The following is a 21,172-nucleotide window of genomic DNA, read 5'->3' as shown; positions in this document are numbered from 1 at the left end:
ATTCAGGTGCCTATATCGGCGGTGTCTACCTCTTCCCATTCCGAACAGAGAAGTCAAGCCCGCCAGAGCCGATGGTACTGCGGTAAAACGTGGGAGAGTAGGTCGGTGCCCAATCTTAAAAGCCCCAAAAGGCTGAATCGTGAAACCCTTCATCTATATGATGAGGGGTTTTTACGTTTAGGATAATTTCTCCATCCAAGACAGGCGTTCGCTTTTCGCGAAGCATCCACATTAACCTGTACTTTTAAAAGATCAACAAGTTGAAGTTCAATACTTTATCTGTTCGCCATATTCCTACCTAAAAACAGACCAAGCTGTAAACCAACAACTTAACTTTTCGCAAACCCCAGCCCGAACACCGCCGAACACCCGCATCCCGCTGGCCCGAACACCCCGGGGAAAACAATAGTGTACCGTACGTGTTTATTATCCACAGTAGTTACAGAAAAGTAATTGGTTTATAATTTATTAAAAAAACCATGCTATATTTAACTACTAACGTTATTCAATAAGTTAAAAGCCGGTAGATTTAAAATTAAAATTTAGCACATGTTTATTTACACAGGGAAAAATATAGAAACCGGGGAACAGATCACCAAAGAGTTTGATACCGATCATGAAGCAAGAAACTTTATCGACGATAATTTGATACAATACCCACAATACAAGGTATACGAAGATGAAGAGGATTATATTATTTACTCAAATAAAATTGATGATGACGCCGAGGCCTCAGCCCGGGAAAATATGTATCCGGTAGGGGATGATAGTGATTATTGATCCTGCTATACCCAGTCTTCGAAGTAAGTAAACAGCATTACGATATATAAATTACTAATCAATCAATTTGTAGCCAAAACCGCGGACATTCAGGATCTGTACGGTTGTATCACTCAATAAATACTTGCGGAGCCTGGTGATATAAACGTCCATGCTACGGGCGTTAAATGGAGTATCATCCCCCCATATTTTGAGCAATGCTGTTTTGCGGTCCAATAACTGGTTTTTATTGTCGATGAGCAATTGAAGTAGGTCGGCTTCCCGTTGCGAGAGGCTTACCGCTTTCCCGTTATCTACCAGTTCCAGCCGGTGATGGTCGAAATGAAAATTACCTACCTTATTGTTTGCCGCGACAGACAAAGATGAATTATTAGCTGGTTCCTGTAAACTCGTCCTGCGATTCAGGCTTTTCAGTCTTAATATTAATTCCTCCATGCTGAAGGGTTTTTTCATGTAATCATCTGCGCCTGTTTCAAATCCTTTGATCACATCCGCAGTTTGTGTTTTGGCGGTCAGAAAAATAATAGGAATCAGCTTATTCACTTTGCGGATATCTTCGACCAGTGAAAACCCGTCCTTACGCGGCATCATCACATCAATTACGCATATATCGGGCTTGTTGTTATTAAAAAAGCTCCATCCTTCCACACCATTTGCGGCAATGGTGAGTTCAAAACCCCTGGCATCTAAAGTTTCTTTAACTATGGATGCTAAAACTGCCTCATCTTCTACCAACAGCACTTTTATCTTATTCATATTTGAGGAAATTGAATGGTAAGCGTAGTGCCCGAATTTAACTTACTTTTAACTGAAATAACACCATTTAAACTCGTTACCAATTGCTTAACATAGCTTAATCCAAGTCCGTAACCTTTAACTTCGTGTAAATTGCCCGAAGGCACCCTGTAAAACTTATCAAAGATAAACGGCAGATACTGATGGTCAACACCCGGGCCATTATCGCTGACGGTTAATTGCCAGCCTTTTTCAAGAGGGTTAATGGTCATGGTAACTTTTACATCTCCACCTCCATATTTAATAGCGTTATCTACTAAATTAGTAATGATGGTGTCTATGATATAGCCATCTGTAAAAACTTTTTGTAAGCCCGAAGGATTTATAAATTCGATAGAGTAACTGGCATCCAGGGTAAACCTTTCTATAATCGAATTAATTAACTCATTAATATTAGTCAAACTCGGTTTGGCCAGTTTGTCGCCATTTTCATACCTGGTTATATCCAGGATCCGGTCTACATTATGATCCAGCTTCTCTAAGATCTCCGTATTGATTTTTAAATAACGTTCTGCCTTTTCCGGTTCTGCGATATCTCCATACCTGTATAATGCTTCGTGCGTTGATTTCAAAATGGAGATTGGGGTGCGGAGTTCGTGCGTGATATTGCATATAAAATCATTTTTAATATGATCCAGCTGCATTTGCCGCCGTATGATGATCCACATATAGCAAAGGCTACCCGCAGAAAGGATAATCAAAAGGAGGGAGATAATGGCGGGGACAATATTCTGAGCGAGAAGAACCTGGCCTGTGTTACTAAAAACGGCTTCTATGATAGGGCTGTTTTTAGAATAGTTGATATAAGCAGTTATTTTACAAGGTGGAAGATGCTGTCGGTTTTTTAACAACAAAAGGTTAAAAGGCAAATCGATGTTGTTCCTTTTTAATTCGTCCTTAAATATGGCCTTTAAAGTATCCAGCCTCACGGTGTTCATTAAAGTAGCCGACATGAACTGGGTTTCGGCCAGCATTACTTTTAGGTGGTATAAATTAGCCGGATTTACTGCAACCTGTTCTATTTTTGCAGTGTATGGCGGATGTTTAACATCCCCATAAAATACTTTTAAGTGCAGAGATGTATCCTTCTCCACTACTTCTAATACCGATAAAAAAGGCGACGGCGATTTTAACGAAAGCGGAAGCTCGCTGCGTTGCACATGGTAGTTATCGATGCTTTTTTGAAGTGCATCTGAAAGTTGTTTGTTGAGATTTAGCTCCCCGGTTTTGTACGTGTTATATACCCAATAGCATTGGAACAGAATAATGCCACCGGCTGTAAGCGCGGCGATAAGAAATAAAAAGGTGAGTCTCTTTTTCATCCGGTGGCATTATATAACGCTGCTCAAAGATAAGTTATTTGGTAATGGCTATAAATTTGCATTGATAGCCGATGACAGGTCGCGTTTAATATCCGGACTGATATTGGTAGCGAAAGTGATCACACCTTTTTTATTGATCACTAAACTGGTTGGCCACCCGCTCACTTTATATTGCTGATCAATGGCTTTGGAGCCAGGAAGTATATTGTAGCTAAATTCATGTATTTTGAGGAATGCCTGCACCTTTTGAACATCATCAAAAGTTAGCGCCAGGAAAACCACTTTATCAGGGGTATACATTTTAGTAATTTCGTTGAGTTGGGGCATTTCCTCCAAACAGGGCGGGCATGCAGTGTACCAGAAATTGAGCACAACCACTTTTTCTCTCAACAACTTTAATGACCATTGCCGTCCGTGCAGATCCGTTAAGTTAAAATCTGCAGCGGCCTTATTCACCATCGCTTTTACAACCAGTTCATCTTTGGCGTTTTTTTCATTTATTTCCTTCATATTATCATCAGTTAACCTCACCAGGTGCAATATGCCTTGTGCCCTATCGCTTTCCTGGTGCCCAATGAATAATGCGCCATTCCAGGCGTTCCTTACACTGTCAATCTTGTCTTTGGTGATAAAGGTGCCGTCCGGCATCATATAAGTAGTAGCAGGTATTTCCTGCCGATCTACAGATGGCTTGGCTGAGGAAGTTTTTTGAGCTGCAACGTTGCCGGCACGGGTTTGCGCTTTAGCAGCGATAGTGCAGATGCTTAAAGCAGCGATAAACCAATAAGTTTTCATTTGGAATGGAGTAAATTTTAAGATTTGCGAATTCATATTTATTGTTGAATTTTTATTTAATACAAGAGCTGGCTTTGATACAGATTAGTAAGGCCCCGGGAATAGAAAAATGTATTTTTTAATTAGGATGCCGATTTGTAATAGTTTCATGATGCAAAGCTATTTGGTAATCAACCTCATCTTTGTTAAAGGATAACTAAAGAGTGTTAACTAATGTTAACTGAAAAAATGCTGGGCAATGATGTTGTCCTGCTGATTAAGTTCATTTAATTCAAATTCGTTCGAAAAACGGGGTGGGTATAACGTCAGCTTCGGTGTTTTTGTAATTCTAACTTCGTCAACTCACACAAAAATGCGTGATACTTATTCGCTTTTTTAAAATAACCTTTTTGTCATCCTGAACGATAGTGAAGGATCTATTATTCGCCATGCTTCTTCGCCCTGTAAAGTCTGCGAATAGATCCTTCAAATCGTTCAGGATGACAAACCTTTCCACAGGGTTTTAAATCTCGTAGCGATGTATTATCTATAAATTAACATCAATAAAAAAACCTGCCGTTGTGGGCAGGTCTTTCATTCAGTTATAGTACAGTTAATAGTTAGCTCATTGAATAGCGATGATCTTGTACAGGATCCAGCAGTCGGTTTCGAAAACCCGTTTGTAGTTGACGCCGCTGTTAACCACCCGGATGAGGGGGATATACTTGTTATTGAGCTGCGTGTAGCCCGTGAACGGGTTTTTAGGGGTGGCAACAAGTATATAATCGTCGTAATGGTAAGGGGTTTCTATGGCGCTTAAAAAAACGTTCTGGTAAGGCAGCGTTAGCCTTTTAATGTCGTCGGTAAATGCGGCAATGGGGTACGCTATGGCATCATCCATCAATACATGCGAATTTTTGGGCAGACTGTTAATGTAGGCGGACACCTCCATTATTTCATTTTGATCGGTATTGGGTTTGCGGTTTATAAGCGTGGTGATGAAGCTCTTCTCGTCATGTATAAATGATTTGGACAGAAAAATATACCCGGTATACAATTGCATTAAAACAACGATGAACACGATGGGCTTAAACAGTTTTTGATTTTTGACGGTTTTAGCTTTAAATATGAGGCACAATAAAGCAAGAATCAAAAAGATGAGATAATACTCATAGGTAAGGAAAAGCTTATCGTACTTAATATGCAGAAACTCAACAAAAGCGAATGGTGTTAAAATAGTTAATGCCTGGTAGGTGCTTTCTCTGAAAAGGTAAATGGCTACCAAAATAAGCGGGCAAAAATATATAACCCTTACAGAAACCAATATAGAAAGATCTGGCAGCTGGTAGTTGGTAGCCGCGGTGCTCATATCGTAATTAAGCTTATCTACCAGTACATTCCAGGTGGCGTAAGGGCTTTCTATAAAATAATCCAGATCACTTGCATGGGTTAAATTAAGCAGTTTGTAGGATATAACCGAAGCGATGGGCAGTATAAAAAGGATGATGTAAATGGCAAATGTTTTGCCTACAAGCTTACGCCGTAACGATGGGCTGTTGAAACTCAGGAACAGCCTGAAGATGGATTCCTTTTCGCCCAGGTTTAAGCTTTGCAGGGTAATGGCTAATACCAGCGGTATAAAAAACAGGCAAATCCATATAAACTTATAATCGCAAAAAATAAGTGTAACTAATGACATGCTGGCCAGCGAAACGTGAAACGTGGTGTTTGACCGGTAAAACTTAAGCAGGTTAAAAAAGAACAGGAAAAAGAAGATTAGCACCAGGTAAATGGCCTTGCCGGATGTGGCTACGTAAAGCATCCCCGGATGAAAAAAGAACAATATGGCTACCATGCACACATAAAAATCATCGTTTTTTATGCGGGTGTTCATGGCCGATGTAATGATGTAAAACAGCGCTGCCGTACCCAATGCCGATGCAATTACCGGCGCCAGGAAAGTACTGATGGAGCTAAAAATAATGGCGCAATAAAAAGGTAACAGCGGTGCTGTAAGGCCCATTACTTTAATGCGGTTACCAAGCCCTTCAAAAATGATTTTGGTTTTCTCGATGTAAAAAATACTTTCCTGGTTATAGTAGCCCCAATGGTTCATATAAACACCCACCACCATATAGTATGCGGCAAGCATTACAGCTACTATAAACAGAAATTGACTTTTTGATATGATCATTTAACAACGTTTGTGGGGTTATTAACTTTACTTAAACCATGGTGTGTTTTTTCCCAATAAAACGGATTTGTTATTAACTGGTATAAACCCATATAGGCCGCTGCCGAGTGCATTAACCAGTAAACGGGATTGGCAATGGCAAACAATATCAACTCAAAATACCTGCGTTTAAATACAGCCATCATGTTTACGTATATCATGAGGATGTTGCCCACCATGAGGTTAAATATGGCCATAAACAAAACCCAATCAGGAAACAGGCTGCGGATGGTTGAAAAATCAAATACCAGGTAACAAATAAAAATAGCGAGCAACAGTGGGTAAACTAAAAAGGTAGCCGATGTGGCGCCAATAAAAAAGTTGAAGCCCATGAAACCTTTCCAGCCAATTTTTTTAACAAGCCCAACCGGGTTGCGCATGTGCACCAAATAGGTTTGCATATAGCCCTTGATCCACCGCGACCGCTGGCGAATCCAGTTGATAGGGTCGTTATTGGCTTCTTCGTAAGTAGTAGAGTTGATGATGGCTACTTTATACCCTTTTGCGTATGCGCGTACGCCCAGGTCAGCATCCTCGGTTACGTTAAAGGGGTCCCAGGCACCCAGCTCAATCAAGGCATCCATTTTAAAATGGTTACTGGTACCACCCAAAGGGATGGGGATATCAAGGGTATCCAATCCGGGCAACATATAATCAAACCAATAGGAATACTCCAAAGTAAACATACGGGTAAGAAAATTCTCGTTGCGGTTAAAGTAGTTGAGCGCGCTTTGGATACAGATGTAATGCTCAGGTAATTTGGCAAACAGGGCTATTACTTTTTTAAGCTGATCTGTATCGGGAATATCCTCGGCATCATAAATAGTTAAATACTTGCCCCTTGAAAAATGCAGACCATAATTACATGCCTTGGGTTTAGTTTTGGGCATATGAAAAGGCACCACGATCACTTCAAAAACAGCCGGGAAATCGAGGTTTTGAACAGCTTGTAATGTTTTATCATCATCCTCCTCAATCAGTAGTTTTACATCAAGCTGCTCGCGCGGATAATCTAAACTTTGCAGGTTCCAGATTAATTTCTTGATCAGTTTATCCTCTTTATAAACCGGTAACAGTACGGTGTAAGGGGGCAGTTCGGCGTCAACAATATGATGTACTTCCTCTTTGGTAACCGCCTGGTGCAGTTCGAAACGCGAACCCACCAATGCCAGGAACAGCTTAAATATAATAGCCACCAGGAAAAACATGCTGATGATAACGTTTATAATGATGGATGTATTTTTAAAGCTTAATACCATCCCTATAGCTATGATGGCCAGCAGGCTAAAAATAAAAACAAGCTGCGGTGTTGTAAAGGTGATGGATGCCGAACTTTTTGGGTCGCGGCGTAAAAGTTCATACACCGATGCCTTAACATATTTTTGGCCCAGTAACTTATGACTTAACCAGGTAATATCCAGGTCATAGGCTACAATTACTTCGGGTTCCATATCAAAGGTGAACCGGATAAAATCCAGGAAAAGCTGGTTTGTAGGATCGGTCATGAGGGTTATCACCCGGTTGTTTTCAATACGCAGGGGAAGCGCCACATGATCATTGGCAAATTTGAGCTCAACTTTTTTCAACACTTCGGGATCAAAAGCCTCTTCCCTTATTGGTGCAAAATGATACCCGGCATTACTTAATGAGCGATCGTAGTTTTTGCGGGAGATATAACCAAAGTTAAGGGCGATCTTCACATATGACATCCCCGATTTTTCTGAAAACTTTTTAATTTTTTCCTGATCGCCTGGCGTTATAAACCCGTCATTAACCAAAAGTTCAGGAATTGAAATACTCATTATATATAATATAAGTTACGTTTGGTTAGTATCAAGTAGTTAGTATCAAGTAGCTGGTACTGGTTTAAAAATCTTAATACTCGATACTAACTACTTGATACTTTGAAAAATTAATCGTTAAACAGATCCTGTGATTTTTGAACTTTCGACCTAACGTACAGGAATGATAACAATATTAATATCAGTATGCCCAACAGTATGTAAAGGTTGTAGCTATCCCAGAAACGTGTAAGGCCGCTTTTGGTATCAATATACTCCAGGTTATCGCTTGATTTATTGATGTTAAACAGGTATTTATTGGAGTTAACATCAGAGATACATACGTTGCTTGATAGTGTTGAAAGCTGCTCGGTAATTGATTTTGATGCAGACAGGAAGGCTTCGGCAATATGGGTACCCGTTGCGGTGAGCACCAGTGTGGCGTTGTTGCTTCGCCCGTAAAATATCTGCGCCAGGCCTTTTGATACCGTATCTGAGAGGGAGTACACCGGCGAATTGTTATCCGTATAGTATAATATAAAGTTTTTTTCGAAGTTAATTGGTGCATCATGGAATTCCTTCATCAGCTTATCTTCTTTTGACAACAGCGCAATGATATTATATTTTTTAAGATCAGGTGATGGAATAGAATCTGAGTAAGTAAACTCCGGGAAGTTATTGGCGTTAATGTTGTTATTTAATTCATAAATGATTTCGCCCAGGGCGCCGGCAGCATATTTTGCATAATTCCTGCTAACAACTATGCGGGTAGTACCGGTATTAAATGCTTCCGGGTACTGATAAAAACTCAAATCGCTGGTAACGAAAGGGTTTTTTGATTCCAGGTATGATTTATCTACGTCAACTTCGGCAAAAAAGTTGGTAAAGCTATCCTTACAATGTCCGCTTACAGGGTAAAATCTAAACTCGGCCTCCAGTGTATTATATTTATGGTGCTGGTAACGGTTAATGGTAATGGCGGTATTTAATTTACCGGTTGCATCCAGCTTTTCGCTGCTAATCAGCAAACCGTTAAGATAGATGTTAAAGTACCCGCGGTCGGTAGCGTTTAACGCGCTGTAATTAGCAACAAACCTTATTTCAACTTCTTTTGGGGTAAAGCTAAAGTCGCTGTTTTTAAAGGTATATGCACTTTTTAATGAACCAATTCCGGATAAAAAATCACTCACACCACCTACCTGTTTTAATGAAAGCTTTGAACGGTTTTCATCAATAGTTTTGGCGAAGGTGTTTTGGGCGTTTTGAATTAACAGGTAATCGCCATAAGTTGAATTTAAAATATTCATATTACCCAAAGCGGTAATCGCTTTCTCATATCCGGTATCATCGCCGCCGGTTACAAATAATATTTCTTTAACAACGTTTTCCTGTGTCGCGGTTTTAACCGGCATGAGCATGCCATTGGTTTCAACCATGCGGATATTGGTATCGGTAACCAGGCTTATGGATTTGTGCAGGTAAAACAACCCCTGGTTGTTTTGTGGGGTAATTTTAACCAGCTCGTGCATTTCTGGTTTTAATGATGCAAAATTACCCACCTTAATATAGTTTCTGACACTATCGGGCAGGTGAGTTTCATCATACACCATAATGTCTCTTGTTTGCGTCTTTTTAAGCCTTGCATAAGCCCATGCTACTGCTTTTAAATCATGCAGGGTAGGGTTTGCGGGGTAAACAATAGCCTTTTTTGAGTCGAAACAGTTGCTGATGTTTACGTTATCAAAAAAGTTTTTGCTGCTGCGGATAAGTGACAGGTATGAGTAATTTTTAATTTTTAACCACATAGCCGGGTTATCCAAATCACGGCAAACATCGTCTGTTATGGTAAGCAGCGTTTTGATCTGTATTTTCAGGAATTTATCGTTGGATAAATCGGCCCTGGTTAGGTTAAGCGTTATTTTTTGGATAGAATCTTTTGTCATCCTGCCGCTGTAGGCCGGTTTGTTGTTTACAACAACATTGATGTAGGAGCGGTCTTTCAATAAAGCCTGCGAAGGCTCAAAAAATAAAACCACTTTACTGCCATTCATTTCGGTAAGCGGGGTGATCTTAAAATAAAATGAATTGGCGCCACTCATGCCATATATCATATCGTCCTCATGGCCCAGCGTTTTAAAGGTTACAATATTTTGTGCTTTTGATGCCGTGCTAAATAGAAATAAAAAGGCAAAAAGGGCTAAAAATTTATTCATCTGGTTGTAAATAATTAATTTATAACGTAAAATTCTACTCTGAAATAATTACCGTTTTCATCACTACGGTATGATAGTTCGCCACCCATTTCCTGGGTCATAAGCTTGGCAATTGAAAGGCCAAGCCCTAAGCGGCTTTCGGTAATGCCCGAAGTATCATTAAGGGTTTTTAATTTGTTGAACATCATATCCAATTCATCCTGCCCTATGGTTATGCCTTCGTCAATTATTTCGAAAACAAAACGCTGGCGCTGAAGGCTGGTTACAACCTTTATAGTATTATTGGTTTGTGAAAACTTTATGGCGTTTGATAACAGGTTTTGAAACACCTGCCCTGCAAATACCTTATCTAATTTTACGTTAAGCGGCAGCTTTAAAATATTATCAACAAGGTGAATGTTTTTCATCTGGGCGGTTTCAATCAGCCCTTTAAAAACATGCATTACCTCTATATTGATATCAAAAAACTCCAGGTTAAATTTCATCTCCGGCGATTCGATCTCCTTAACATCCATGAGCTTATTAAGCATATACTGCATTTTTTCGGCAGAATCGGCTATAAAACCTACAAACTCTTTCTGATCATTACTTAACCGGTAGTCTTCCTCCTTGATCATGTTATTACTCATCACAATGGACCCAATGAGGTTTTTAAGATCATGGCCTGCAATGTTGATGAAGCTGTTCTTTTGCCCATCAAGCTTGCGCAACTGCTCATACTGCATATCAATAAGGTTGTTTTTCTCATTGATAGAGGCGTTTTGTTGCTTTAATTGTTCATTTGATTTTTCAATCAATATTTGCGATCTAACCTCCCGCTGCATCACCTTGAAACGGGTATTTGGTATAAGGCATGATATCACTGAAATGATGAAAAATAATTGACCACCATTGTTAATCACAATATCCAGGTTAAACTCATGCTGCAAGTTGAAAAATATGGCAAGCAATAATATGGCTAATAAAAACTGAATGATGGAGTTAACAGGTTCCCAAAATACCTGCAGGTTAAAGAATAATATCAGCGTGGCAAAAAGGGAGTAATAGATATTTAAGCTTTGTACCGTTACTATGTTACAAAGCACTGCCGATGTAACAGATAACAACAGCATGGCAACGTGAAGTAATATGCGGTAATCGTACTTTTTATACTGGATATAACTATGCAGGCCATATATTATTAAACAGGTAATAATACGTACAATAAAAAATTGTATCCAGATATCCTGTGTGTATATAAAATCAACTATACTAAAGAGGGGGTAAAGAAATATAATCGTCCAAACGATGTTGTTGGTCTGGTACCATGCTTTTTTTGAGGTCTCTTTTATTAATTCTTCTTTGGTGATCTGAACAAACATTATTCGCTATCTTGAAATTATAAATTAAAATTAAGGCCTATGCGGGTTAATGGGTTTAAGGGCAATGTGATGAAAAACAAATTTATATGTTTTACGCAATTCATAAACTTTTTGTTAATATTATTGTCCATAACAACAAATTGCGTTGTTGCAAAAAGTAGTCCAAAAAAGGAAGGGTTGCGTGCACTGGCTTTTAAAAGGTCATACTCCTTAAATAATGGGATTAGTTTTTCGTGGCTGGAGCAAACCTGGAGCAAAAAACCACTTGAACAGGGGGCTATAAAAGACGCTGATTTTTTGCTGTTAAAAAGGCTTGGTTTTAAAAGTATAAGGCTACCCATAGCTTTTACATTCTTTGAATCAGCAAGGGTACCTGCTGAGGAAATACTGGGATACATTGATAAAGTAGTTAAGCAATGTCATAGATACGGATTTAAATTGATATTGGATTATCATGACGGAAAATTAACAGACGCCAGCTACCGCGCGGAGACTCTTAAAATTATTGATTTATGGGTAAAACTGGCTAAAAGGTATCAATATACCAACGCCAACGACGTTTTTTTTGAGTTGTATAATGAACCGCCCCACATGGATCCCAATGTGTGGAAAGATGCGATTTATAACATAGTAACCGCCATACGTAAGATTGATAAAACACACACTTTTATTATAGGTGCATCAAACTACAATAGTATATATGAGCTGAGCCGGTTTGTAAGGCTTGCAGATGAGAATATCATCCATACCTTCCACTTTTATGAACCTTTCTTTTTTACCCACCAGGGAGCTGAGTGGGTAGGGAACCAGGTGGCAACAACCGGGGTATCATTTCCTTATAATGCGGAAAATTTTCCAGTCCTCAACCCTAAAGCGAAGGGTACAAGCGGCGAAATTAATTATGAGCTGTATAAACGCGATGGCAACGAGCAATCGGTAAACGATAAACTACGGATAGCGAAAACCTGGGCTAATAAATATGATGTGCCGGTTATTTGCGGCGAGTATGGCGCTTATAATAAATACGCCGATGTTGATAGCCGATGCCGGTATATTAAAGCAGTAAGACTGGCCTTAAAAAAATTGGACATACCGGGGATGCTTTGGGATTATAATGGCACGTTTTCTATATTTGCCGGCAAGCCATTAATGGGTAATTTACCTGGCTGTATGCAGGATGCTATTGGTTATAAAGCATCAAAATGATGTAACATTATTAGGCTTTAAATGTTACCTTTGAACATTAATAATTTGTTATGGAATTTTTTGTAGAAAAGCGCAGGGAAGTAATGAGCCATATTGAAAAATTCATGCTCGAAAAGATGTATGATTTTTTAAAGCCTGTAGATACTATTTGGCAACCATCAGATTTTTTGCCTGATTCTTCAAGAGATACTTTTTTTAATGAAATTAAGGAATTACAGGAAAGCGCCCAGGGACTTAGCTATGACCTTATTGCGGTTTTAGTGGGCGATACAATTACTAAAGAAGCATTACCAACTTATGAATCATGGCTTACCATGGTTGATGGGGTATCAAAAGACGAAGCTGGTGGCTGGATGAAATGGACCCGCCACTGGACAGCCGAAGAGAACCGCCACGGTGATTTGCTGAACAAATACCTTTACCTTTCTGGTCGTGTAAATATGCGTATGATGGAGGTTTCAACCCAGTATTTAATTGCCGATGGCTTTGATATTGGTACCGGAACCGATCCTTACCGTAACTTTATATATACCTCTTTCCAGGAGCTTGCAACAAACGTATCGCACAGGCGTGTGGCTTCACAGGCTAAAAAAGATGGCGATACTCTGCTATCAAAAATGTGTGGTGTAATTGCCGGTGATGAGGCCCGCCATGCAAAAGCTTACAAATACTTTATTGAAAAGATTTTTGAAGTTGACCCCAATGAGGCTATGATTGCCTTTGAGGATATGATGCGTAAAAAAATTGTAATGCCGGCTCATTTTCTGCGCGAAGTTGGTTTAAAAATTGGCCAAACCTTTGGTCACTTTACCGATGCGGCCCAACGTTTAGGCATCTACACAGCCATTGACTATGTGGATATACTAAAAGAACTGATAGAAGACTGGCATATTGAAAGCACTCCCGACCTGAACGAAGCCGGCGAAAAGGCCCGTGATTATATCATGAACCTACCCAACCGCCTGGTACGTGTAGCCGACCGTATGAAAAATCCAATGCTTGAATACAAATTCAGCTGGATAAACGGATAAGGGTTTATAAAAATATTAAAGAGAGACGCATGAAAATGCGTCTCTTTTTGTTTGAGGGAATATTATAGGGCCTTGTTTTATTAATTATCACCTTCCCTTACACAACGCCCAACTCTATAATCATTACAACCAAACAACCTTTTGCTCGCTGTTATGAGGCATCCCAATAATGTCCCGGTATAATTCGGGCTTGCGGGCGTTAATGTAGCGATAACCACCTGCCTTAACCAACGCGTCGGGCGTAAGCTCGGCAATAACCAGTTCATTGGCTAATGATCGGCATTCGGCCATAATGTCGCCGTAAGGGTCAACAATCATCGAGCAACCATTCTTCAACTGCTCGCCATCCATCCCAATAAGATTACTAAATACGGCGTAAATGGCATTGTCGTAAGCACGCGCAGGCAGCCATTTCATCAGCCATTGCCGGCCCTTTAATCCATCAAACTCTTTGCGCAGCAATTCGCTGTTGGCTTCTTTATCTTTCCATAATTCAGGGTCAACAAAGCCGGCACCCGGCCTGGTTGATGGGGTACACATGGTAACATGTGGCATAAAAATAACCTGGGCGCCCAGCAGTGTTGTTGCCCGTACATTTTCAATGATGTTATTGTCGTAACAAATAAGTATACCGCATTTCCAGCCGTAAAGGTCAAATACCGTGTAAGTGTTGCCTGCGGTAATATGCGGGTTAATAAAAGGGTGCAGTTTGCGGTGTTTAGCAATAAGCCCGGTTTTATCTACACATACATAGGCTTTAAAAACGGTACCTGTATCGTCTTTTTCAAAAAGGCCGGCTAAAATGGCAATGTCAAACAACTTCGCATACTCCGTTAGTTGAGCAACGCTTGATCCATCTGGAATGGGTTCTGCCAAATCCAGCATTTGTTGTTTTGTAAAGTTCATGGCAAACGAGTACCCCGTTATGCAGCATTCGTGAAACGCAATTGCTTTTGCCCCCTGCGCAGCGGCCTGGGCAGTTAGTTGTTTAATTATTTCCAGATTATAAGCCTTGTCGCCGCTTTTGCTTTCAAACTGTGCCGTAGCAACTTTAAAATTTTCCATTTTTTATAGGTGACAATTAATTTTTATCACCTCAAAATTAAGAGCATTCTCAACTTCGGCATTGTAAAAAACCGACAAAATGCTATCAGTTTACAGGCATAAAGTTAATAGCCAGGAGGTGGTTATTCGCCTTGTATTGCAGTGGAGTTACGCCGGTATTTTTCTTAAAATAATTATTGAGGTGTGCCTGGTCGTAATACCCGCAGGCGTAGCTAAGTTCGGTAATGGTTTTTCCGGAGGGATGTTTTTGCAGCTGTTTTAAAAAGTGTTGAAATTTAATAATATCGGCAAACCTCTTTGGGGAGGTACCAATATGCTCGCTGAATTTACGCTCTAATTGCCTTTCCGTTACCGGGATGCTTTTTAATAGGCTTTCAACGGTAAGCATACCTTTGTTTTTGTAAATGGTACTTAATGCCATTTGCATAACAGCATCAGAGTTTTTGATGGTTGTTAACCGGGCTATCAAAAATTTTTCAATTATAGAAATGGCGTTGGTGATATGGGGGACATTCAAAATTTGTTCCTCAAGATACTCCGCTTCCCCGCCGAAGATATCAGCCAGGCTGATAATGTTATTGTTTAGTTCGCAGGCTGCAATGTGCAAAAGGGTAAATAAGGCATAGGGTTGTAATACCACCACCAGCATCCCCAGTTTGCCATGGGATGTGATGCTGTTGTAATTGGTTATTTGTCCATATACAAAACACCGGGGCTGTAAGTGTAAAAGGTTGTTTTTGTCGTGCCGGTATAAAGGGTCTTTAAAGTGAAAAACTATTCCTGGGTTACCGTCCGAAAATAACCGGTAGTTCAGGTTTACAGCCTCTCCGCCATCTATAATTAAATAGTGTTTAACGATGGATGATAGCAAAGGTGTTGGCGATAATTGCATTCTCTGGCTTTACTGTTCACTGCTAATATAATGTTTTAATTATTCTCGCAATAAAACAATGTGGACGAAAGGGCTTCCCTGCATGCCATTTAGATATGAACGATCATTACTTTCCCTCCACCTTAAACCCCGGCTTACTATACCCTTCTTCCAAATATCCTTCCGGAATCTGGATATGGTTACCATCTCTCAATGAGGTATAATGCGGCGACATGATCTCGACACCGGCTTCGTTAAACTTATCCTGTATGTTTTGATGCAGGCGGGAATAAATTGCGGCCATTTGGTTTGATAAAGCAGTGTAAGCGTTTAGCTGGTAACTCACATTAAAATCATTCAGCCCGGTTTGCAGCACAAAAGGTTTTTTATCGGCCATGATACCTTCTGTAGCTTCGGCAGCGCTGATGAGCAGGTTATGTACGGTTTGCCAGGGCACATCATACCCAATAGTAACGGTAGTGTTTAATACCAGCCCCATGGTTTTTGCTACAGTTGAGTAATTAACGGTATGCCCGCTTAATATGGTTGCGTTAGGTATGGTGATATCTTCGTTCTTGATGGTACGCAGGCGGGTTACCAATAAGTTTTTCTCTATCACATCGCCCATAACTTCACCTACTTTTATCCGGTCGCCAATTTTGTAGGGGCGCATATAGGTAAGCACAATGCCCGCTACCATATTTGAAATGGCCGATGAAGATCCCAGCGAAAACAAGATGCCCAAAAACACGGTAACCCCCTGGAAAATCTTGGAGTCGGACCCGGGCAGGTAAGGGAAGATCACCACAAACATAAACGCGAATAACAGTACCCTGATAATGTTATAGGTAGGCAGGGCCCACTCGGCATAAAAACCATTAATGGTAAAGTTTCCCTGTGCTATTTCATTGGCTATAAATTTTACCAGTTTAACAATATAACGGGTTACTACGTAAATAACCGTTATGGTAAGCAGGTTGGGGATATAATGAACAATAGCCAGCAGTATACTTTTAAATGGCGTTACCACATAGCCCAGCAACTGTACCGCAATAGGTTTTGATGATGGAAAGATAAAAAACAGCACCGGCAGCGCCAGGTAAACCAATATAATGATCATGATAACCCGCACTATTCTCAGCAAGCCGGTAACTAATGGTAAAAGGCGATGTGCATAAACAACCGGCGCGCCCTGTGCCGCCAGCTTATCTATACGGGTTTCCCAGGCCTTAAGTAATTTGAGCTTTACCCATCTCGAACCCTTAAAAAGTGCCCATATCAACACTATTAGCAATACGATAACTGCAATAGCTTCCAGGATATTGGTAACAACTGTTTGTGTATTATTGCTTGTAAAATAATTGCCCAGCTTTGTTTTAAGGATATTTAAATAGCTGGCAGCAAGCTGCGGGCGGTTCAACTCGGTATAGGTGGCATCCTTATTATTTACTGCCAGCACAATTTGCGAGTTGTAGTTGATTACCGAGAGGGTGGAATCATTTTTTAAAGTAAGCGAATCGGGGTTAAAATCTATCCGGTTTACCAGTGCCTCAATGCGTTTGGTTACAATGGCGGCTCTTTCTGCCGGTTCAAATAGGCCTTGCCCAGCATAAAATTTAAAAAGGGTATCACGGTTTATAATTACCGGTTCGCCCGGGGGAATAGTCTGTATTGTTTTGCCTTTGGTGGCAGTTTGCGCGCTAACTGTTACGGATGCTATTAAAAAGATTATCAGCAGGTAATAAATATTGCGCATAAGTGGTTTTTATGCTAAAGCTAAAAAATATATTCCATTTTTTTAGCCCTCCTGCACCAGGTCGGTACCCCGGCTGCCAGCTACATCCTTAAATAATCTATTCAGGATTGATTCAATGGTCAGCGAGTTTACATCATCTACATAATGCTCATTTCTGGTTATCCACAGTTCGGAACCGTGTATGCTCAGGCTGAACAAAACACCTTCATATAAATCCGGCTGACTTATTTCCAGAACTTCATCTTTTCCGCTTATGGTAAACGAAATATCACTATGCCTGCACTCCTTGAAAAGCGGGTTAAGCTTGTGATGCAAAATGTTAAATAATTCATGAATATGAATGGGCGAATGGAGGGTTATAATTTTCATGGCAATACATTTGTATTCCTTAATATTACAAAGCACTTTTGTTATTGTTTCAAATAGGTATGCCATGCTGCGCTCCTCTTCCGCAATGACATATGTTGTACTTACTTATTAAAATCATCATCTATGAACTACAAATTACTCGGCCGCTCGGGCCTTAAAGTTTCTGAACTATGTCTTGGTACCATGGGTTTCGGTACCGAAGCCGGCTGGGGTGCCGATGCGGCAACCAGCTTTGATATTATGGATGCCTACGCCAATGCGGGTGGCAATTTCCTGGATACCGCCAATATGTATAAACTGGGTACCAGCGAGAAGATCATTGGCGACTATATGAGTAACCACGACCGGGATTATTTTGTACTCGCTACCAAGTATACCCTAAAGGATAACATAACTAATCCCAATGCATCCGGCAATAACCGTAAAAACATGATGCGCAGCGTGGAGGAAAGCCTTAAACGCCTTAAAACTGATTTTATTGATGTTTTGTACCTCCACATCTGGGATAACATTACACCCATTGATGAAGTATTGCGTGCCCTGGATGATTTGATAAAGCAAGGCAAGGTGACCTATGCTGCCATAAGTGATACCCCCGCCTGGGTAGTAGCCAAAGGCAATACCATGGCCGAACTGATGGGCTGGAGCCAGTTCATAGCTTTACAGGTAGAGTACAGCCTGCTGGCCCGTACGGCCGAGCGTGAACTGATCCCGATGGCTAAACATTTTGGGATGACGGTTACACCATGGGCTCCTTTGGCCGGTGGAGCATTAACAGGTAAATACTTAAAAGGCGATAAAGGCCGCATAAAGCCCGAAAGTAAAAGACTGGATGCCCGCAGTGAAGCGATCACCAAAGTTGGAATGGATATTGCTAGAGAGTTGGGAGTATCCGAAAGCCATGTAGCCCTAAACTGGACCCGCCAGCAATATTTTTCATGTATCCCGATTGTGGGTGCTACCAAAGTGAATCAATTGCTGGATAACCTGAAAGCTGTTGATGTTACCCTAAGCGCCGAACAAATGAAACGCCTGAGTGACGCCAGTGCTATTGAACTTGGTTTTCCGGGCGACTTTTTTAATGAAGATGCAGTTAAAAATAACTCCTTTGGTGGGTTTTATGATAGGGTAGAAAAAAGGTAAGCATAAAATTATGGTTAAAAAAATATTACCTGTTGTTACAAAAGCCGAACTTGAAAATGCTGGCGACGATGCCTGGGATTTCTTGTTCCTTTTTATTGACAAGTATTATGATTTAATGCAAACCGGAGATGTTTCGGAAATTGCCGGATTTTTTTATCTAAAACAACAAACGCTAATCTTATTTAACAATTTATATGGGCAGGTAGTTAACGGAGGCTTTTTGCAGTTGATATTTAATGGTCATAGTTATATTTTAAATAAAGCATTTAGTAATAACATCCGGCTTTGGGGTGCCGAGAAGCTTGCTGCAACCGTTGATAAAGCCATGCACTTTTTTTTGCTTAAAAAGGATGAATTACTTAAACTGAATACTAATGAAGATTTCTCAAATATGTATAAACAGTACCCTGAGTTTGAAAGTATCGACAACGAGTTTTATGAAATAATGGACGACGAAACCAAAATCATCAGAGGGTATGTTGAGAACAATATTGATGCATTCGCCCGGATAGTATAGATGTAGCCTTTAAACTGGATAATTATAATTTACCTGGTTATTTTATCATCCAATTTTCTTCGTTCTGTGGTGCTCATGGCGGCGGTCTTCGTAATCATCCTTTTTGTGGAGCTTTTCCCTTTTACGGTTTCTGTAAAAATACCGGCCTACCCGGTTAAAAATGTGTTGGGCTTTCTGAATAAAGCGGGAATCCCAATGGTCAAACTTTCCGTTTAGGGCCATTGTGCCAAATATAATGAAGCCCGCAATCATTACAATAACAAAAATATGGAGGCCGTCGGTCAGGAATTCTATCATGATAGATATCAATAAATATAATGTATTCACAACGGCAATCTTTATGCCGTTTTAGCTACGGCCGTGGATAAGTGGATTTTAATGTTTTATCAGGATAACCGGCTCCCTGGTAAAACTACCCAAAATGCAAAGCAATAAATGAGCAGGCTTACTAAAATTGTTTCAAATAAGTGGGGCTAACAAGTGCGCCATACAGGATATAAGCAGGCTCATCAAGGCTAAACCAGGGATCTTCCTGGTATTGCAGCAACTGGATGCTTTGGGCGGGCATATAGCTTTGGGCCAGCAGGAATTTTTTATGATGAGCGGCATTCTCCACCACATTCATCACCATAAAGCAATGCCCCGGCGAGCCTCCTTTTATAAATACATCGCCGGTTTTAACGTTGTTGGGGTTTTGAACAGTTTTTAGTTCCTTTTGCAGGGAGAGCGTACTTGCATAACTGAAAACCAAAGTCATATAATTCAAAAAGTTAGGGTAGCTGTAATCCTTTTTTGCTTTTAGTACCCAGCGGTCTTTACTATAACGATACCCATCGGCATAATGCACAAAATCGCAACGGAAACCACTGGTAAAATTGAAGGAGATATCTTTGTATTTCTTTTGGCTAAACAGGTATTCGCCACGCAGGCGCATTACAGCGTCGGCACATTGCTGCAGGTCGTATTTGCCCACACTTATATCCACAATGCCGGCGGTGTAGGCTTCTGTACGCGCCACTTTACCCTGGTAGGTTAAACATTGCGAGCCATAGGGCTTAAGGGGCAAAGCCTGTAACCATGCACCAAAACTACCAAGTGCTGCCGGGCTTTGCCGGTAACCGGCAGGCGTTTTAAAACGGGTTACCACGTTATCCGTTTTTACCGGGCCTGTTACCAACCCAAACAGTATCAGCATTAAAAAAACTTTCATAACGTTTTGGCTTTTTTTAGTTGCTGATAGGGATTGAAAGGGACTGGTAAGTCATTCACCAGTTTAAAGGCTGAAAAATGCAAATGCGTAGGAGACCGTTTTTTATAAGCGTTGTAGCCGGTACGGCCGACTTCGGCAATTTTTTGACCTGCTTTAATTTCGTCGCCGGGCTTTACAAAAATGTTGTTGTTGTGTGCGTAATAGGTAATGTCACCGTAATTATCGTATATCCAAATATATTTTCCGCCACGTAAGCTGCTGTTGGTTTGCCAGGTATCGCTGCAAGCTATCACAATGCCATAATCAACAGCTACTACATCAACAGTTTTGCCGGTTTTATCGTCTATGCAATCCTGGTTTTTATCGTTAATAAATATGTCATGGGCCGGGTGTGCCGCATGTTTGTTTCCATCCAGGTAATTATAACCCTTATCGGAATAGCCGCTTCCATTGCCTCCTATGGCATGATAGTTATAACCGCGGAGCGGAAATGCCCAGTTATCCAACGCCTCTGGTACATGCCTGTTTTGAGTAAGTTGCCGGATTAGTAATTTAAATTGTTTAGCAGCATCTGGCCTTTTAATTGATCCGTTTAGTACAGCAGTATTAAGTTGGTTGATGTGATTACAAATGGCTTTATCGTCTTGAGCGTGGGCCGCACGCACACCAATTAACATCGCAACAAGCAGTACAATTTTTCGCATAAGGTTTATCCTGAAGAATAAATATAACTAAATATACTTCA

General features: G+C 40.5%; 19 protein-coding genes and 1 rRNA gene. 6 read left to right on the top strand and 14 right to left on the bottom strand.

Annotation, left to right across the window (positions count from 1 at the left end; genetic code table 11):
* The first annotated feature begins 2 nt into the window (after positions 1-2).
* Together rrf and Q0R88_RS07550 are read left to right on the top strand one after the other, a co-directional pair.
* Positions 3-114, top strand: a 5S ribosomal RNA gene (gene rrf / locus Q0R88_RS07555).
* Positions 115-549: 435 nt separating this feature from the next.
* The gene (locus Q0R88_RS07550; protein ID WP_295714524.1) at positions 550-780 is read left to right on the top strand and encodes a hypothetical protein; all 231 of its coding nucleotides are present in this window, start codon (positions 550-552) and stop codon (positions 778-780) included.
* A gap of 54 nt (positions 781-834) precedes the next feature.
* Here the strand turns inward: Q0R88_RS07550 and Q0R88_RS07545 are convergent, their stop codons facing one another.
* From Q0R88_RS07545 to Q0R88_RS07515, 7 genes are all read right to left on the bottom strand, one after another.
* Positions 835-1,536, bottom strand: a complete 702-nt coding sequence (locus Q0R88_RS07545; protein WP_295714520.1) for a response regulator transcription factor — start codon at positions 1,534-1,536, stop codon at positions 835-837.
* Complete coding sequence (locus Q0R88_RS07540) at positions 1,533-2,897, bottom strand: HAMP domain-containing sensor histidine kinase (RefSeq protein WP_295714517.1); 1,365 nt, start codon at positions 2,895-2,897, stop codon at positions 1,533-1,535. The genes Q0R88_RS07545 and Q0R88_RS07540 overlap by 4 nt, the downstream gene beginning before the upstream one ends.
* Positions 2,898-2,945: 48 nt before the next feature.
* A complete protein-coding gene (locus Q0R88_RS07535) occupies positions 2,946-3,692 on the bottom strand; it encodes a TlpA disulfide reductase family protein (RefSeq protein ID WP_295714515.1) in 747 nt (248 codons plus the stop codon).
* A 604-nt stretch (positions 3,693-4,296) separates the two neighbouring features.
* A complete protein-coding gene (locus Q0R88_RS07530; protein WP_295714512.1) occupies positions 4,297-5,865 on the bottom strand; it encodes a hypothetical protein in 1,569 nt (522 codons plus the stop codon).
* Positions 5,862-7,706, bottom strand: a complete 1,845-nt coding sequence (locus Q0R88_RS07525; RefSeq protein ID WP_295714510.1) for a glycosyltransferase family 2 protein — start codon at positions 7,704-7,706, stop codon at positions 5,862-5,864. Before Q0R88_RS07525 ends, Q0R88_RS07530 begins: the two co-directional genes overlap by 4 nt.
* A gap of 110 nt (positions 7,707-7,816) precedes the next feature.
* On the bottom strand, positions 7,817-9,898 hold the full coding sequence (locus tag Q0R88_RS07520) for a cellulose biosynthesis cyclic di-GMP-binding regulatory protein BcsB (RefSeq protein ID WP_295714506.1): 2,082 nt from the start codon (positions 9,896-9,898) through the stop codon (positions 7,817-7,819).
* A 14-nt stretch (positions 9,899-9,912) separates the two neighbouring features.
* Positions 9,913-11,259 (bottom strand): HAMP domain-containing sensor histidine kinase, encoded by a 1,347-nt coding sequence (locus Q0R88_RS07515; protein WP_295714503.1) that lies wholly within the window; start codon positions 11,257-11,259, stop codon positions 9,913-9,915.
* 123 nt (positions 11,260-11,382) lie between these two features.
* Between Q0R88_RS07515 and Q0R88_RS07510 the strand changes: the two genes are divergently transcribed.
* Together Q0R88_RS07510 and Q0R88_RS07505 are read left to right on the top strand one after the other, a co-directional pair.
* Positions 11,383-12,465, top strand: a complete 1,083-nt coding sequence (locus Q0R88_RS07510; RefSeq protein WP_295714501.1) for a cellulase family glycosylhydrolase — start codon at positions 11,383-11,385, stop codon at positions 12,463-12,465.
* A 50-nt stretch (positions 12,466-12,515) separates the two neighbouring features.
* Positions 12,516-13,496 (top strand): acyl-ACP desaturase, encoded by a 981-nt coding sequence (locus Q0R88_RS07505; RefSeq protein WP_295714498.1) that lies wholly within the window; start codon positions 12,516-12,518, stop codon positions 13,494-13,496.
* Positions 13,497-13,619: 123 nt separating this feature from the next.
* Here the strand turns inward: Q0R88_RS07505 and Q0R88_RS07500 are convergent, their stop codons facing one another.
* From Q0R88_RS07500 to Q0R88_RS07485, 4 genes are all read right to left on the bottom strand, one after another.
* On the bottom strand, positions 13,620-14,561 hold the full coding sequence (locus Q0R88_RS07500; protein ID WP_295714495.1) for a nitrilase-related carbon-nitrogen hydrolase: 942 nt from the start codon (positions 14,559-14,561) through the stop codon (positions 13,620-13,622).
* A gap of 85 nt (positions 14,562-14,646) precedes the next feature.
* Positions 14,647-15,453 (bottom strand): helix-turn-helix domain-containing protein, encoded by an 807-nt coding sequence (locus Q0R88_RS07495; RefSeq protein WP_295714492.1) that lies wholly within the window; start codon positions 15,451-15,453, stop codon positions 14,647-14,649.
* A gap of 106 nt (positions 15,454-15,559) precedes the next feature.
* A complete protein-coding gene (locus Q0R88_RS07490; RefSeq protein WP_295714489.1) occupies positions 15,560-17,188 on the bottom strand; it encodes a mechanosensitive ion channel family protein in 1,629 nt (542 codons plus the stop codon).
* 42 nt (positions 17,189-17,230) lie between these two features.
* On the bottom strand, positions 17,231-17,557 hold the full coding sequence (locus Q0R88_RS07485) for a hypothetical protein (protein WP_295714487.1): 327 nt from the start codon (positions 17,555-17,557) through the stop codon (positions 17,231-17,233).
* A gap of 123 nt (positions 17,558-17,680) precedes the next feature.
* Here Q0R88_RS07485 and Q0R88_RS07480 point away from each other — a divergent pair, with 123 nt between their 5' ends.
* Positions 17,681-18,700 carry an aldo/keto reductase gene (locus tag Q0R88_RS07480; RefSeq protein WP_295714485.1) on the top strand — a complete coding sequence of 340 codons (1,020 nt, stop codon included), beginning with the start codon at positions 17,681-17,683 and terminating at the stop codon, positions 18,698-18,700.
* A 10-nt stretch (positions 18,701-18,710) separates the two neighbouring features.
* The gene (locus tag Q0R88_RS07475) at positions 18,711-19,217 is read left to right on the top strand and encodes a DUF4375 domain-containing protein (protein ID WP_295714482.1); all 507 of its coding nucleotides are present in this window, start codon (positions 18,711-18,713) and stop codon (positions 19,215-19,217) included.
* A gap of 45 nt (positions 19,218-19,262) precedes the next feature.
* On the opposite strand, the gene Q0R88_RS07470 is transcribed toward Q0R88_RS07475, so the two are convergent.
* From Q0R88_RS07470 to Q0R88_RS07460, 3 genes are all read right to left on the bottom strand, one after another.
* A complete protein-coding gene (locus Q0R88_RS07470; RefSeq protein WP_295714480.1) occupies positions 19,263-19,514 on the bottom strand; it encodes a hypothetical protein in 252 nt (83 codons plus the stop codon).
* Positions 19,515-19,665: 151 nt separating this feature from the next.
* Positions 19,666-20,427 carry a DUF4846 domain-containing protein gene (locus tag Q0R88_RS07465; protein ID WP_295714479.1) on the bottom strand — a complete coding sequence of 254 codons (762 nt, stop codon included), beginning with the start codon at positions 20,425-20,427 and terminating at the stop codon, positions 19,666-19,668.
* Positions 20,424-21,131, bottom strand: coding sequence for a M23 family metallopeptidase (locus Q0R88_RS07460; RefSeq protein WP_295714475.1), 708 nt, complete (start codon positions 21,129-21,131; stop codon positions 20,424-20,426). Before Q0R88_RS07460 ends, Q0R88_RS07465 begins: the two co-directional genes overlap by 4 nt.
* Positions 21,132-21,172: the final 41 nt, after the last annotated feature.

Origin of the sequence: Mucilaginibacter sp., from assembly GCF_025362475.1 — a bacterium.
In the GTDB taxonomy this organism is placed as follows: domain Bacteria; phylum Bacteroidota; class Bacteroidia; order Sphingobacteriales; family Sphingobacteriaceae; genus Mucilaginibacter.
The sequence above is the reverse complement of the archived record's forward strand: the minus strand, read 5'-3'. Positions and strand labels throughout refer to the sequence as shown.